Genomic DNA, 14,867 nt, shown 5'->3' with positions numbered 1-14,867 from the left:
CCCGAGTCGTCCCCCGGCTCGTCCACCGACGAAAGAGACACGATGCCGACGGCGGTCGCGCGAGGCACGATCCTCCCCTTCGCGGTGTGGTTGCTCACCAGGACCGCGCTGCTGCTGTTCGTCTTCAAGGTCGTCGTCTTCCCCGGGCCCGACGTCACCAGCGACGTCTCGGCGATCTACCGGGGCTGGTACGAGGTGCTGATCACCGGCACGTACCCGCTGAACGACGTGACCTGGCAGTATCCGCCCGCCGGCGCGCTCGCGATCCTCTCCCCCGGGCTCCTCCCGGGTCTCGACTACACCTCCGCCTTCTTCGTCCTCGTCCTCGTGTGCGACCTGATGGTCCTGCTCCTGCTGCGGTACGCGGAGCGACGCGGCACCGCACGGCGCGGCACCTGGGTGTGGGTCGTGGGCGTACCCCTGCTCGGCCCGACGGTGTACGCCCGCTACGACCTGATGGTCACGGCCGTCGCCGTCGCCGCGCTCCTCGCGGGCGTGCGCCGGCCGCGGACCCTGGGGGCGCTGGCTGGCTTCGGCGCGGTGCTGAAGGTGTGGCCGGTGCTGCTCCTGCTGGGTGTTCCGCGGGGGCGCACCACGGTCCGGTCCTGGGGCGCCGCGGCGGCCACGGCCGGGGCGGTCACCGTGCTGCTGTGCACGCTGATGCCGGGCGGCCTGGCCTTCCTCACCTTCCAGCGCGACCGGGGTACCGAGGTCGAGTCGCTGGGCGCCCTGGTCTTCCACTTCGCCCGGCACTTCGGCTGGGAGGGGCAGGTGCTGCTGAACTACGGGTCCGTCGAGTTCCTCGGCCCGTACGTCCCACTGGTCAGCACGGTCGCCCTCGGTCTGTCCGTCCTCGCGCTCGGCTGGCTGGTGCTGTGGCGGCTCCGGGCGAAGGAATTCGGGCCGTCCACGCCGTGCGACGCCGCCTTCGCGGCGGTGCTGCTGTTCACGACCACGAGTCGGGTGATCAGCCCGCAGTACATGGTGTGGCTGGTCGGCCTGGCCGCCGTGTGCCTGGTGTTCCCCGGCAGCCGGATGACGCTCCCCGCCTGGCTGGTGCTGGCGGCGACCGCCGTGACGGTGCTGGAGTTCCCCATCTGGTTCGCGGAAGTCGTGGCGAGCGATCCGACAGGCATCGCGCTGCTCGTCCTGCGCAACGGGCTGCTGGTGGCCGCGACGGTCACCGCCTGCCGCCGGCTGTGGCGGCAGACGGTTCCCCTGCCGCAGCCGCCCGCCCGGATCAGCCCAGTTGCTCGCGAAGGAAGTCCCGCCACATCGCGGTGAACGCCTCCGGTGTGGTGCCGAGCTCCTCGCCCAGTGCCCGCTCGATCGCGCCCTCCCGCCGAGGTCCCTCCCCGACGGACCGGTAGAACGCGGTGAGTTTCGCCTCGCCCCAGCGGCCGGCGATCATCTCGCAGGCGAGCCGGCCGCCCTCGTAGGCCCGCGCCAGCGCGTCCGCGTCGCCGCCGAAGGAGAAGTCCCGGTCCGATGGCAGCACGGCCGGCACGTCCCCTGCCCGGACCGCTTCCTGCAGCTCGGGGGCGGCTTCCGCGGCGGTACGTCCGGTGCCGCGGTACGCGACCCAGTCCGCGAAGCCCTCCGACAGCCACATCGGTGTCGCGGCGGAGGTGTGCGCCCGGGTCGCCACATGGGTGGTCTCGTGGGTGAGCACGATTCGCTGCCCGAACTCGCCGAGCAGCCCGTACGCCTCCGGGTTCACGACGACCCGGTCCGCGGGCGAACCGTCCTTCGCGGCGCCCGTCTTCCCTGTGGTCACGGCCGCGATGCCCCGGTACCCGGCCGCCGGCGTGCCCAGCAGCCTGCCCATGGCCTCCACCGAGTCCGGTACGAGCACCACGACCCTGCCCGCCCATTCCGACGGCCAGGCGCCCGACACGGCGGGCACGGCACGGTCGGTGGCGGCGGCGAGCTCACGCAGCCGCTTCTCGTCCTGTCCGACGCCGAGGACGAGGCTGTGGCTGCCCCGTACGGCGTCCACATCGCCCTGCTGCCACAGCTGCTGCGGGGCGCCGCTGCCGGCGCGGTCGGCGGTCACGTACCAGCGGCCGTCGCGCTCGGTCAGCTCGAGCGTGCGTGAGACGGTCATCGGCGCGCTGTCGTAGCCGGCTATCCGGTACCGCAGCTCGGTGTCGGCGACGGCCTTCCCTCCGTGGTGCCGGACGCCCTTCACCCGGTACCCCCACGAGTGCAGCGGCACATCGGCGAGGTTGTCGAACTCCTCGCCCTGCGCCGCCCGCAGAGCGGCCGCGCCCGGCTCGAGCGACGCGAGGTAGCCGGCGCGGTCGTGGCCGAGCAGGGCGGCGGCCCGAACGTCCAGGGCCTGCTGTATCTCCTCGACGGACGGGTCCACGGGCGCGGGGCCGATGCCACCGCACCCGCCGACGAGCACGAGCACGGCGAGCGCCGTCCCCGCTGTGCGCTGCGCGCGCCCGTGCGATGCCATCCTGCGATGGTACGTAACCGGACGGCCCGCGCCGCCCCCTGCGCCCCGCGGCACCCGGTGACCGGGCCCCGCCCGGACCCGCCACCGCGCTCCGCGCGGTGTTTCGGGGGCTCCGCCCCCGCGCCTCGATCGCCGGCGGGGCTTGAGTTGCCGAGCAACTCAAACCCGCCCGGCGATCGAGGGCACGGCCGAAGGCCGTAAGGGGTCCGGGGCTTGCCCGCCACGCGGCGGAGCCGCACATCGGTACAGCGGGAAGAGGCGGGGAGGGGACAAGCCCGCCGCAGGCGCAGCCCGCCCCCACCTACACCCGCGTCACCGCGTGCACCGGCATCATCCCCACCGGGTCGTACCGCACCGCCGCCCCCGGATACGGCGCATGGACCACCTGGCCGTTCCCCACGTACATCCCGACATGGCTCGCGTCGCTCCGGTACGTGACGATGTCGCCCGGCCGGGCCGCCGACAGCGGCACGCGGGTGCCCGCGTTCGCCTGGGCCTGGGAGGTGCGCGGGAGGCCCACTCCCGCCTGGGCGTAGGACCACTGCACGAGGCCCGAGCAGTCGAAGCCGAAGGGCCCGGTGGCGCCCCACACGTAGGGGCGGCCGACCGCGCTGCGCGCCGCCGTCATGGCCGCCGCCGCATGCGGGGAGGCGGCCGGGACGCCGGGCAGCACGGCCATGCCCGCCAGGTCGTCGCGGCCGGAGCGCGAGGACCGGTCGTACGCCTCCCGTTCCTCGGCCGGCAGCGCGTTCAGCAGACGTCTGGCCTCGCCGAGCTTGCGTTCCACGGTGCGCTTGTGGCGCGCCACCACGCTTCTGCTGCGCTCCAGTTCGGCCAGGTCGCGCGAAGCCTCCGAGCGTTCCTGGCCGAGGTCGCGCTGCTCGCGGCGCAGGTCGCTCAGCGCGGCGGAGTGGCGTTCCGAGATGCGGTCCAGCGTCGCCGCCGCGCCAAGGTAGCCGTCCGGGTCCTGGGAGAGCAGCAGTGCCAGCGCCGGGTCGATGCCGCCGGAGCGGTACTGGGCGCCTGCCACGGAGCCGAGCGCTTCGCGCATCCGGTTGATCCGCTCCTGGCTGCGGGCCACCCTGTCCTGGGCGTGTTCGACCTGCTCGTGGAGCTCCTCGACACGCTCACCCGCGGCGTTGAAGCGCTCCGTGGCCCGCTCGGCCTCCTCGTAGAGCCGGTCGACCCTGGCCCGGGTCGCCTCCGCGCCGGCTCCCGGCTCGGCACCGGCCGGTGCGGCACCGGCGCCGAGGGCGGCGGCGGCCGTGGCCGCCGCCGCGGACAGGACGGTGCCCCGGGCACTCCGTGTGAGGCCGGGCTGTGAGGGTCGGCGGTGGGACACCACGTGCCGCGCTCCCTTCCGCAGGACTTTCGCAGCGGTTCCACCGGGACTTCCGGGGAACCGGGTTCGATGCGCGGCAGAGAGTAACCGGGTGAACACGAGGTGACCAAAGACCCCGGCGAGCACGAAGAGTGACGCCCCGCCGGAGACCACAGGTCACCGGCGGGGCGTTGCGTCAGTATGAAGGGGACGAATTCCCCCGTTCGGGCGGGTGTGAGGACCCGTCGAACGATCCGTCCGACTGCCTGGCCGGCAGTCCGTCCGACCGTGCGTCAGATACGCACGCCGAACTGGAACGGCATGTTGTTGATCGACTCGTAGCGCACGTTGGTGCCGCTGCGCGGGGCGTGCAGCACCTGGCCGTTGCCGGCGTAGAAGCCGACGTGGTGCAGGTCGCCGTAGAAGATGACCAGGTCACCCTGCTTGAGCTGACTCTGCGAGTAGATGCGGGTGCCGGCATTGGCCTGCGCCTGCGAGGTGCGCGGGATGGAGACGCCGGCCTGCGCGAACGCCCAGGAGGTGAGTCCCGAACAGTCGAAGGAGTTCGGGCCGGACGCGCCGTAGACGTACGGCTTCCCTATCTGGGACTGCGCGGCGGCGAACGCGGCGGACGCGCGCTGCGAGGCGGGCACGGCCGGGCCGAGGTCGACACGGGCGCTGGCGCGGTTCGCGCGGCTCTCGTCGGCGGCGAGCGCGGCGCGCTCGGCGGCGGTGAGGGAGTTCAGCAGCTGCCGCGCTTCCGCGAGCTTGCCCTGAACCTCCTTCTTCTTCTCGCCGAGCGTCTTGCGGGTCTCGGCGAGGTCGCCGAGCTTGCTCTGGGCCTCCTGGCGCTGCTGCGCGAGGGTGCGCTGCTTGGACTGGATCTCCTGGATCGCCTCGGTCTGCTTGGCGCCGAGCTGGTCCAGCGCGGAGGCCTTGTCGAGGTAGGTGTCCGGGTCACCGGAGAGGAAGAGCTGCACGGAGGGGTCGATGCCACCGGTGCGGTACTGGGCGCTCGCCACCGAACCCAGGCTGTCCCTCAGGGTGTTGAGCTCGTCCTGCCCGCGGGCGACCTTGTCCTGCAGCGCGTCGATCTGCTCGTCGAGCTTCTCCTGCTGCTCCTTGGCCCCGTTGTACTTCTCGGTGGCCTTCTCCGCCTCTTCGTAGAGCTTGTCGACCTTCTCCTTGACCTCGCTCTTGCTCGGCTTCGGGTCGGCCTGGGCGGTCTGGGCGGTCAGGGCAACGGCCGCTGCGGCGGTCGCGGTGAGCACGGTCACGCGGGTGCGGCTCGGCTGCTTGGGACGACGGTGGGACGCCACGAAGGCGAGCTCCTTCTTCCTCGAGCCGCCTACCGGGCAGTGGGGGGACGCGAATCCCCGGCGTCCGCGCATCGGGTCCCTGGGGGAAATGGGGTCGAACTGCACGAACTCGGCGGTTCCTTCGCTGTCGCCCCGGATGGGCGATCAACCGCGCGAAGGTTCGAGCCCCGACCTTAGTGACCTTCCTGTGATCACTTCAAATCCCCACGGGAAAAATCTTACCCAGGGAGCCCAATCTTTACTCTCATCACACGTGTAGTGATGGAAACTTGACGCAGCGTCCCACCTGCGGAGACCCTAAATCGGGCATATGCCGCCGGAGTTACGAGACGCGCGAAAGCCGCTTCAGCAACAAGGCGGACGCGACCGGTCTGGCGCCCGCCTTCGCGACACCGTCGGCCACCTCCCGGTCGGTGGAGACGACCACCACGGGCCGGCCGGGCGGCTCCGCCCGCACCAGCTGACGGATCAGTTCGTCCGCCGTCACACCCGCCTTGGAGAACAGCACCCGCACCCCTCGCGGGGGCGCCAGCAGCACCGGAGCTGCCAGCTCCGCCCCGTCGAACACGCAGGTGATCTCGGCGCCCGTCCGGGCGGCGAGCATCGACAGGCCGCCCAGCAGCCGCAGCCGCTGTTTCTCGAGCGGCATCGTCGGATAGCCGGTCTTCGTGACGTTGTAGCCGTCGACGACCAGATGCGCCTGCGGCAGCGCCAGCAGCTGGTCGAGGAGGGCGGGATCCGTCTCGGAGAGCGCTCGTGCCGCGATGTCCTTGGGCGACATCCGCCCCGGTTCCACGGCGTCCACCGTGTCTGCCGGGTGCATGCCCGCGGGCGGGAGGGCCAGCTCGCGGCGCAGCCCCTGGGCCGCGTCGAGCACGGTGTCCAGGAGCAGCCGCAGCCGCATGTCCTCGACGGAACGGCCCTCGCGGGCGGCCCGGCGGCCTGCCTCGACCGCCGCCTCGGCCTCCGCCAGGCGTGCCTTGAGCCGCCGGGTCTCGCTCTCGGCGGCCGACACCTGGGCCGCGGCCTGGGCCCGGACACCCTCGATCTCGGCGTCCCGGTGGCGCAGGGCGGCCTCGCCGCGTTTCAGATCGGCCTGGGCGCTGCGCAGCTTGCGGTGCAGCGACTCGTTCTCCCTGCGGGCGCTGTCGAGTTCGGCGCGCAGCCGCTCGGTCTCCGACCTGATCTGGTCGCGGGCATGGGCCAGTTCCTCGCGCAGCCTGTCGAGCTCGCGCCGGCCGGCCTCGTCGGCGCGCTCGGCGTCGGCCCGCTGGGCCTCCTCGCCGGCGGCGGCGACCATCTTGACCCAGCCGGCGGGGCGCAGCACATAGGCGGCCGCCGCCACGTCGGCGGGGTCCGCGGCGGCGGGCGGCGATCCGGACTCGAGTGCCTTGACCAGCTCGGGCTGGGCCTTGCCGAGCCGTTCGCCGATGCGCTGGCGGAAGAGGGGGTCTCCCTCGAGCGCGGCGGCCATCGCGTTCCCGGCGAACTTGGCGCGCCGGGTGGGGGTGAACCGGGCGTACTGCCGGAGCTGGGCGGGCAGTTCGGCGACGGTGAGGCCGCCGAAGGCGTCGGAGACGAGGGCGACGACCCGTCGCCTCACACCTTCCGGCAGCGGGCGGTCGAGCGCCTCGGCGGCGTCACCGGCCGCACCGGCCGGTCCGCCGCCGTTCTCAGGCTGCTCCACGATCCGTCACCCCTACCACCCATGGGGGCCGCTCCGTTCAGGAACCGGCTCCCGGCCTGTCCACCAGCTCGATCTGGTCCACCGCGTTGCACCAGCGGCAGCGGACCGACTCGATGGTCTCACTGACGACCTCGCGCTCCTCGACGGTCGGCTCGCCCGCCAGGTCCAGATGGACGTACTCGACGACCTTCGACGAGCGTGTGACGTCGAAGCGCGTCAGATTGCCACAGAGCGTGCAGCGCCACCTGGTCTCGGCGGTCGGCGAGGGAACCGTCGTCATCGTGCCGTCCTCTTGTCTCATGCGGGTGCGGTACCGCGGTGCGCCGTCGAACTGCGGATGTACTGCCTGTAACCCTACGGCCTTGCAGGTACCCGATGTCGCGGCGAGGCACTCTGTACCGTTCGGTCCTGCTACGCCATGCTCTGTCCATGATCAGTAGGTGGGGCACGGCCAGGGAAGCGCTCAGGAACGCGGCCTCGGGGCCCGCGGTGACGTACGGCCTGATCGCGGTCTGTTGCGCGATCTTCCTCATCAGCCCGGTGTCCGGATTCAACCCCGTGTACGGCCTCGGCGACCGGCTGCTCGTCGCCCAGGCGGGGTACTTCGAGCGCTGGGGCGTGATCCCCGCCGAGCTGACGGCCGGCTCCCCGGACGCCCTGCTCACTCCGCTCACCGCGCTGTTCGTGCACGGCAGTTGGCTGCATCTGCTGGGGAACATGCTGTTCCTGTTCGTCTTCGGCGCGATGGCGGAGGAGCGGATGGGGCAGCTGGAGTTCGTGCTCTTCTACATCGGGGCCGGCTATCTCGCCCTGCTCGCGTTCGCGGTCGTCAACGCCGACTCCGAGCAGACGCTGGTGGGGGCCTCCGGGGCGATCTCCGCGGTCCTCGGGGCGTTCCTCTTCCTCTTCCCGAGGGCACGGGTGACCAGCCTGTTCCCTTTCCTCTTCTTCCTGCCGCTGCGTTTCCCCGCCTGGGCGGTGCTGATCTTCTGGTTCGTCCTTCAGTGGCTGGCGGCCAGGGGCGCCGGCAGCGGGCCGGGCGTCGCGTATCTGGCGCACCTGGTCGGCTTCGGGGCGGGCTTCGTCTACGCGTGGGGCCGCTACGGGCGTGGGACTAGAGTGAACGCATCCGCAGCGACCGAGGGAGAAAGCCAGCCGTGATCACCGCGATCGTGCTCATCAAGACCAGCGTGGACCGCATCCCCGAGATCGCCGAGTCGATCGCCGCGCTGGACAGCGTCAGCGAGGTCTTCTCCGTCACCGGCACCTACGACCTGATCGCCATGGTGCGTGTGGCCAGGCACGACGACCTGGCGGACGTGATCCCCGGCCGGATCAGCAAGATCCCCGGTGTCGAGGGGACCGATACGCACGTCGCCTTCCGCACCTACTCGCAGCACGACCTCGAGGCGGCGTTCGCCATCGGGCTGGACGCGTAGGACCGGTCCGGCGGGTCGGGGCCGCCCGGGCGTGCGGACCCGGGCCGGGCCGCACCGCGGGCCGTTCATGAAGGAATCCTCATCTGCGCCTCATCCGGGCCTTCCGCCAGGACCCGAGGATGACCGGTATGGCATTCACCCATCGCATGGCGACCCTCGCCGCCGTCGTCGCCACCCCGCTCGGTATCGCGGCCACCAGCTACGCCCTGACCGACGCCCCAAAAACGCCCCGGGTGCCGCCGGCCGTCGAGCTGGACACCACTCCGCGTCCCGCCTCGCCCGCGCCGTCCGCCGCCCCCGGCGGCACCCCCTCGGGCGGCCCGAGCGGCACGCCGACGGGCCCGCGCCCCACCGGCGACGCCGTCGTGCCGGGTCCGGCGGCCACCGACGACGACGATGATGACGACACCGGTGAAGAGAACTGACCGCCGGATCTCCGCGCGGGTCCGCATTCTGCTCTGGCTGCTCCTGATGATGACGGTGGCTCTCGCGGCCGTCGCCACCACCACCCGGTCACTGCTGCTGCGGGACATCGACCACCGGATCAACCAGCTGCTCACCCAGGAGACCCAGGAGTTCGGGAACTTCGTGCCCCAGGGCGTCGACCCGGACACCGGCCGCACGTTCACCGACCCGGAGAAGCTGCTGCGGGTCTTCCTCCAGCGCCAGTACTCCGATCCCGACGAGGAACTGCTCGGACTGACCCGCCCGGCCGGGCAGAGCCTCCACGTCATACGGCAGTCACGCGAGATACGCGCCTCCGTCGCACTGCACCCGGACCGGACCTCCCTCTCCGCGATCCTGGACTCCAAGGCCTCCTCCGGCGTCCTCGAGCGGCCGGCGGGCGAGGTGCGCTGGGCGAAGGTGCCCATCGACTCCGCCCGACCGGGTCACCCGGCGGCCTTCGTCGTCGCGTTCCACGCCGACGGCGAGCGGTCCATCGCCGACGACGCGTTCCGCACGCTGCTCGTGATCTCCGGTGTGGCGCTGCTGCTGACGACCGGCATCGGATGGGTGGTGGCCGGCCGCATCCTCGCACCCGTACGAGTGGTCCGGGCGACCGCCGAGCAGCTGACCGAGCAGGACCTGACCCAGCGGATCCCGGTCCAGGGCCGTGACGACATCGCCGCGCTCGCCGAGACCTTCAACGCCATGCTGGACCGGCTGGAGCGGGCCTTCGCGGGCCAGCGGCAGTTCGTCGACGACGCCGGACACGAGCTGCGCACCCCGATCACCATCGTCCGCGGCCATCTGGAGGTCATGGGCGACGACCCGGCCGAGCAGCGCGAGACGGTCCGCCTGGTCACCGACGAGCTCGACCGGATGAGCCGGATCGTGGAGGACCTGCTGCTGCTGGCCAAGGCCGAGCGGCCGGACTTCATCCGTCCCGAGCCGGTGCAGCTCGGCGAGCTGACCGCCGACGTCTTCGTGAAGGCGCGGGCGCTGGGCGAGCGTGACTGGGTGCTGGACCAGGTCGCGGACCGCGAGGCGGTGCTCGATCCGCAGCGCATCACCCAGGCCATGGTGCAGCTGGCGCAGAACGCGGTGCAGCACACGGTCCCCGGCGCCCGGATACGCATCGGCTCCCGCGCGCTGGAGGACCGGCTGGAGCTGTACGTCGCCGACAGCGGGCCGGGTGTGCAGGAGCAGGACGCCGGGGTGATCTTCGAGCGCTTCCGGCGCGGCACCGCCCGGCGCGGCGCCCGCACCAGCGGCGCCGGGCTGGGCCTGTCCATCGTCCGGGCCATCGCGGAGGGGCACCGGGGCGGCCGGGTCGAGCTGCGCCGCACCGACGGCGGAGGGGCGACATTCGTACTCGTCATGGAGGACGCGCTGTGAACCGCATTCTGATCGCCGAGGACGAGGAGCGGATCGCGTCCTTCGTCGAGAAGGGGCTGCGCTCCAACGGCTTCACCACCACGGTCGCCGCCGACGGCGACACCGCTCTGGACCACGCCCTGTCCGGCGGCTTCGACCTCATGCTGCTGGACATCGGTCTGCCCGGCCGGGACGGCTTCACCGTGCTGCGCGTGCTGCGCGGGTCCCGGGTGACCCTGCCCGTGGTCGTGCTGACCGCCCGCGACTCGGTACGGGACACGGTCGCCGGCCTCGAGGGCGGTGCCGACGACTGGATGACCAAGCCGTTCCGCTTCGAGGAGCTGCTGGCGCGGGTGCGGCTGCGGCTGCGCACCGCGGCCCGCGCCCCGGAGGTCACGGTCCTGCGCAGCGGTGACCTCAGCCTGGACCTGCGGACCCGCCGGGCGCGGGCGTCGGGGCGGACGGTGGACCTGACGACACGTGAGTTCGTGCTGCTGGAACTGTTCCTGCGCCATCCCGGGCAGGTGCTGTCCCGCGAGCAGATCCTCTCCCATGTGTGGGGCTACGACTTCGACCCCGGCTCCAACATCGTGGACGTCTATGTGCGGGCGCTGCGCAAGAAGCTCGGCGCCGAACGGCTGGAGACCGTACGGGGCATGGGCTACCGAATGCCGTAAAGGCTTTCAAAGGGTGCGACCGCGGATGAACTCTCCTTCATCAGCGGCTCATCGGCGGCTCACGGCCCGCTCCAAGACTGTTCGTCGTGACCCTCTCCCTCCGCCAGGCGGTCTGGCTGTGCGCGGCGCTCAGCGTCTGTGCGCTACTCGCCGTCCCCACCGTCTTCCCGTCGCTGAACGGTGAAGCACGGCTCACGCTCGCCGTGTTCGCTCTCGCCACCTGCGCCTGGATCGCCGCACCTGTCGACGACACCTACATCGCCCTCGGGGCCGGGCTGGCGCTCACCGCGACCGGCGTCATCAGCGCCGACACCCTCTTCGCCACCCTCGGCGACGAGACGGTCTGGCTGCTGATCTGCGCGTTCGTCCTGGCGGCCGCCGTCGCCAGGACAGGGCTGGCAGGGCGGGCGGCCGCCTTCCTGGTCGGCGGAGCGCGCACCGTACGGCAGTTGGTGCATCTGACGACCGCGGCGCTGGTGGTCACCGCGTTCGCGGTGCCGGCCACCTCCGGCCGGGCCGCGCTGGCCATGCCGGTGTTCCTCGCCCTCGCCAAGGCGCTCGCCGACCGGCGGCGACTGGTGGTGATGCTGGCGCTGCTGTTCCCGACGGTGGTCCTGCTGTCCGCCGTCGCGACCCTCATCGGCGCGGGCGCGCATCTGATCACGGTGAGCGTGCTGTGGGAGCAGACCGGTGAGCGGCTCGGCTTCGTCGAATGGCTGCTGCTGGGCCTGCCGTTGGCCGTGGTCTCCTCACATCTGGCGGCGGAGACCGTTCTGTTGACCACCACCTCCCGGGCGGAGCGCCGGGGGCCGGTCAGCATCACGCCCGCGCTGCTCCAGGAGCACTCCCCCACGGCGGTGACCGGCCCGCTGACCACCGCGGAGACAAGGTGCCTGCTGTTGCTGGGCACGGTGGTGGCCCTGTGGTGCAGCGAGCCGCTGCACGGGGTACCGCCGGCGGTGGTCGCCCTGATCGGCGCGGTGGTGGCGGCATCGCCGGCGCTCGGCACCGTACGGCTGAAGGACGGGCTGCGGACGGTGCCCTGGCCGTTGCTGCTGTTCATGGCCGCGACGACCGCGATGGGGGTGGCGCTGGCCGAGTCCGGGGCGGCCGGATGGCTGGTGGGCGGGCTGCCCGCGGACCTGCCGGCGTGGCTGTTCCTCACCGTGATCGTGGTGGTCAGTACCGCGGCGCACCTCGTGCTTCAGTCCCGTTCCGCCCGCTCGTCCGTGCTGGTACCGCTGGTGGTGGCCGCCGCCGTCGCCGCCGGGGTCAACCCGGTCGCCGCGGCCCTGGCGTCCACCGCCGCGGCCGGGTTCTGCCACACGCTGCCCGCCTCCGCCAAGCCGGTCACGCTCTTCGCCGACCCGCCGGACGGTGTGCCCACCTTCACCCCGCGCGATCTTCTGCGGCTGTCCGGCCTCCTCGCGCCGCTCAGCGCCGCCGTCGTGCTGCTATTCGCCCTCACCGTCTGGCCGCTGCTCGGCGTGCCCGTCCTTCTGGAGACCCAGCCATGAGCCGTACCCCCATCCGTATCGCCGTCGCACCCAGCGGTTTCAAGGAGTCCCTGACGGCCCGGGAGGCCGCGGAGTCGATCGCGGAGGGACTGCGCAGGGTCGCCCCCGACGCCGAGATCGACCTCGTCCCGCTGGTCGACGGCGGTGAGGGCACCGCCGAGGCGCTGGCGGCGGCGACCTGCGGCCGGCTGGTGCGCCGCCGGGCCACGGGACCGCTCGGCACTCCGGTACCGGCCCACTTCGCCGTGCTCGGCGACGGCACCGCCGTGGTCGAGATGGCCGCCGTCGCCGGACTGGCCCTGGTGCCGCCGGACCGCCGGGACCCGGGCGCCACCACCACCTACGGCGTGGGTGAGCTGATCCGGGCCGCGCTGGACACCGGTGCCCGGCGGATCCTGGTCGGCTGCGGCGACTCGGGCACCTCCGACGGCGGGGCGGGCGCGCTCCAGGCCCTCGGCGTCCGGCTTTTGGACGGCGGCGGCAAGGAACTGCGGCCGGGGGGACGCGAGTTGTCACGCCTCGCGCGGATCGACAGCGCCGGCCTCGACCCCCGTGTCGCCGCGGCCGAGATCCTGGTGGCCTGCAACCCGTACAACGTGCTGTGCGGCGAGCACGGCGTGGCCCGGGTCTTCGGCCCCCAGAAGGGCGCGACCCCGGCGCAGGTCGAGGAGCTCTCGGCCGCGTTGGAACACTGGGCCGCGCACCTCACCGCCGCCCTGCCGGCCGCCGTCGACCTGCGGACCGCCCCCGGCACGGGCGCCTCGGGCGGGCTCGGCGCGGGGCTGGCCGCGCTCGGCGCCCGGCTGCTGCCCCGCTTCGACGTGCTGCTGGACCATGTCGACCTGGACGCCAGGCTGGCCCGCGCCGACCTGGTGATCACGGCGGAGGGGGCGCTCGACGACCAGACCGTGCGCGGGAAGATCCCGGCCGAGGTGGCACACCGGGCCAGGGCCGCCGGGGTGCCGGTGCTGGCCCTCGCCGGGACGCTCGGCCACGGCGTGCACGAGGTCCGCGCCGCGGGCGTGGACGCCTACGGGTCGATCGTGCCGGCGCCGGTCCCGCTGCCGGAAGCGCTGGACCGCGCCGGTGAGTTCCTCGCCGACGCGGCCGAACGCGCGCTGCGGATGGTGCTGCTGGGCACCCGGCTCGCGGCCTGAGTCAGCCCCGGTCGGGCACGCAACGCCCGTCCTCGGTGCGGTACTTCCACTGGGCGCCGTCGCGGACGAGCTCCTTGACGGCCCGCACGAACCTCTCCACGTGCTCGTCGGGGGTACCCGCGCCGAAGCTGACGCGGATGGCGTTGAGCGACCTCTCCCCCGGCCCGGCCTCCGGGGCGCCGCACTCGCCGACGTCCTGCGGGTCGCTGCCCAGCAGGGTGCGCACGAGCGGGTGGGCGCAGAAGAGTCCGTCACGGACGCCGATGCCGTACTCGGCGGACAGCGCCGCGGCGAAGTGCGAGCTGTTCCAGCCGTCCACGACGAAGGAGAGGACACCGACGCGGGGGGCTTCCTCGCCGAACAGCGACAGCACCCGGACCTGGGGCACCTCGGCGAGCCCTTCGCGGACCTTCGCGATCAGATGCTGCTCGCGGGCGACCAGCCGGTCGAAACCGGCCTCGGTGAGCGCCTTGCAGGCGGCGGCGATCGAGTAGACGCCGATCACGTTGGGCGAGCCGGCCTCGTGCCGTGCGGCGGTGGTGTGCCACTCGACCTCCACCCCGCCGTCGGCGCGCCGAGCGACGGTGCGGGAGGCGCCGCCACCCGCGAGGTACGGCTCGGCCTCACGCAGCCAGTCCGCCCGCCCGGCGAGCACACCGGAGCCGAACGGCGCGTAGAGCTTGTGCCCGGAGAAGGCCACCCAGTCGACGTCCAGCTCCTTGACGGACAGCGGGTGATGGGGCGCGAGCTGGGCCGCGTCGAGCACGATACGGGCGCCGTGCGCGTGGGCCGCCGCGGCGAGTTCCCGTACCGGCCACAGCTCACCGGTCACGTTGGACGCACCCGTCACACAGACCAGCGCCGGGCCGTGGGGGTCGCGGTGGGCGAGCGCGTGCTCCAGCGTCCGTACCGCCTCACCGGGCGTGCGGGGCGCGTCCAGGTACGTCACCCGGGCGTCCCGCCACGGCAGCAGTGAGGCGTGGTGCTCGGTCTCGAAGACGAACACCTCGCAACCGTCGGGCAGCGCGGCGGCCAGCAGGTTCAGCGAGTCGGTCGTGGACCGGGTGAAGATCACCTCGTCGCCGTCGCGGCAGCCGAGGAACTCGTGCACCACGGCCCGGCTGTTCTCGAACAGGTCGGTGGACAGCTGCGACAGGTACCCGGCGCCGCGGTGCACGCTGCCGTAGTACGGGGCGTACGCGGCCACGTCGTCCCACACCCGCTGCAGCGCCGGGGCGCTCGCGGCGTAGTCGAGGGCCGCGTAGGTGACTTCGCCGCCGGTGACGAGCGGGACGGTGACGTCCCGGCCGAGGACCGGCAGCGGGGCACAGAGGGACGGGTCGGCGGCGTCGGCGACAGCGGTCTCGGCGGCGTTCGGGTACACGGACATGGCGGTATCTCCCAGCTGGGGGTACCCCCACCGAAGGTAGGGGGAGAAAGGCGAATCGGCTTCAGAACCCGGATACGG

General features: G+C 72.7%; 13 protein-coding genes and 1 pseudogene. 8 read left to right on the top strand and 6 right to left on the bottom strand.

Translation table 11 applies throughout. The annotated features are described in order from the left end of the window. The first annotated feature begins 42 nt into the window (after window positions 1–42). Window positions 43–1,284, top strand: a complete 1,242-nt coding sequence (locus tag ACIPJI_RS04765) for a glycosyltransferase 87 family protein (RefSeq protein ID WP_402244747.1) — start codon at window positions 43–45, stop codon at window positions 1,282–1,284. Here ACIPJI_RS04765 and ACIPJI_RS04760 read toward each other — a convergent pair. The 5 genes from ACIPJI_RS04760 to ACIPJI_RS04740 all read right to left on the bottom strand — a co-directional run bounded on the left by ACIPJI_RS04760 (window position 1,241) and on the right by ACIPJI_RS04740 (window position 7,071). Next, a complete protein-coding gene (locus tag ACIPJI_RS04760; protein ID WP_402244476.1) occupies window positions 1,241–2,464 on the bottom strand; it encodes a hypothetical protein in 1,224 nt (407 codons plus the stop codon). The genes ACIPJI_RS04765 and ACIPJI_RS04760 overlap by 44 nt on opposite strands. A 301-nt stretch (window positions 2,465–2,765) precedes the next feature. Then, window positions 2,766–3,809, bottom strand: coding sequence for an NlpC/P60 family protein (locus ACIPJI_RS04755; protein WP_402244474.1), 1,044 nt, complete (start codon window positions 3,807–3,809; stop codon window positions 2,766–2,768). Window positions 3,810–4,078: 269 nt separating this feature from the next. Next, window positions 4,079–5,104, bottom strand: coding sequence for an NlpC/P60 family protein (locus ACIPJI_RS04750; RefSeq protein WP_307705942.1), 1,026 nt, complete (start codon window positions 5,102–5,104; stop codon window positions 4,079–4,081). Between the two features lie 322 nt (window positions 5,105–5,426). Beyond that, entirely contained in the window at window positions 5,427–6,791 is a 1,365-nt protein-coding gene (locus tag ACIPJI_RS04745) for an NYN domain-containing protein (RefSeq protein ID WP_402244472.1), read from the bottom strand. 37 nt (window positions 6,792–6,828) lie between these two features. Further along, window positions 6,829–7,071: a hypothetical protein gene (locus tag ACIPJI_RS04740; protein ID WP_159695250.1), complete on the bottom strand. Its 243-nt coding sequence runs from the start codon at window positions 7,069–7,071 to the stop codon at window positions 6,829–6,831. A 149-nt stretch (window positions 7,072–7,220) separates the two neighbouring features. Between ACIPJI_RS04740 and ACIPJI_RS04735 the strand changes: the two genes are divergently transcribed. The 7 genes and pseudogenes from ACIPJI_RS04735 to ACIPJI_RS04705 form a co-directional block, all read left to right on the top strand. After that, complete coding sequence (locus tag ACIPJI_RS04735; protein ID WP_307705944.1) at window positions 7,221–7,952, top strand: rhomboid family intramembrane serine protease; 732 nt, start codon at window positions 7,221–7,223, stop codon at window positions 7,950–7,952. Next, a complete protein-coding gene (locus ACIPJI_RS04730) occupies window positions 7,949–8,230 on the top strand; it encodes an Lrp/AsnC family transcriptional regulator (protein WP_065488891.1) in 282 nt (93 codons plus the stop codon). The genes ACIPJI_RS04735 and ACIPJI_RS04730 overlap by 4 nt, the downstream gene beginning before the upstream one ends. A gap of 128 nt (window positions 8,231–8,358) precedes the next feature. Then, the gene (locus tag ACIPJI_RS04725) at window positions 8,359–8,655 is read left to right on the top strand and encodes a small hydrophilic protein (RefSeq protein WP_402244470.1); all 297 of its coding nucleotides are present in this window, start codon (window positions 8,359–8,361) and stop codon (window positions 8,653–8,655) included. Further along, window positions 8,627–10,069, top strand: a complete 1,443-nt coding sequence (locus ACIPJI_RS04720; RefSeq protein ID WP_402244469.1) for an ATP-binding protein — start codon at window positions 8,627–8,629, stop codon at window positions 10,067–10,069. Before ACIPJI_RS04725 ends, ACIPJI_RS04720 begins: the two co-directional genes overlap by 29 nt. Then, on the top strand, window positions 10,066–10,725 hold the full coding sequence (locus ACIPJI_RS04715; protein ID WP_402244467.1) for a response regulator transcription factor: 660 nt from the start codon (window positions 10,066–10,068) through the stop codon (window positions 10,723–10,725). The genes ACIPJI_RS04720 and ACIPJI_RS04715 overlap by 4 nt, the downstream gene beginning before the upstream one ends. 86 nt (window positions 10,726–10,811) lie before the next feature. Next, window positions 10,812–12,242, top strand: coding sequence for an SLC13 family permease (locus tag ACIPJI_RS04710; protein WP_307705946.1), 1,431 nt, complete (start codon window positions 10,812–10,814; stop codon window positions 12,240–12,242). After that, window positions 12,239–13,440, top strand: a pseudogene (locus tag ACIPJI_RS04705) (glycerate kinase); the annotation flags it as partial. The gene ACIPJI_RS04710 and the pseudogene ACIPJI_RS04705, both read left to right, overlap by 4 nt. Here the strand turns inward: ACIPJI_RS04705 and ACIPJI_RS04700 are convergent. Continuing rightward, window positions 13,401–14,789, bottom strand: coding sequence for an aminotransferase class V-fold PLP-dependent enzyme (locus ACIPJI_RS04700; protein ID WP_307705947.1), 1,389 nt, complete (start codon window positions 14,787–14,789; stop codon window positions 13,401–13,403). The pseudogene ACIPJI_RS04705 and the gene ACIPJI_RS04700 sit on opposite strands and share 40 nt — an antisense overlap. Window positions 14,790–14,867: the final 78 nt, after the last annotated feature.

The organism is Streptomyces sp. NPDC086835, from assembly GCF_044745705.1.
In the GTDB taxonomy this organism is placed as follows: Bacteria; Actinomycetota; Actinomycetes; order Streptomycetales; family Streptomycetaceae; genus Streptomyces.
This window is presented reverse-complemented; position numbering and strand designations above follow the sequence as displayed.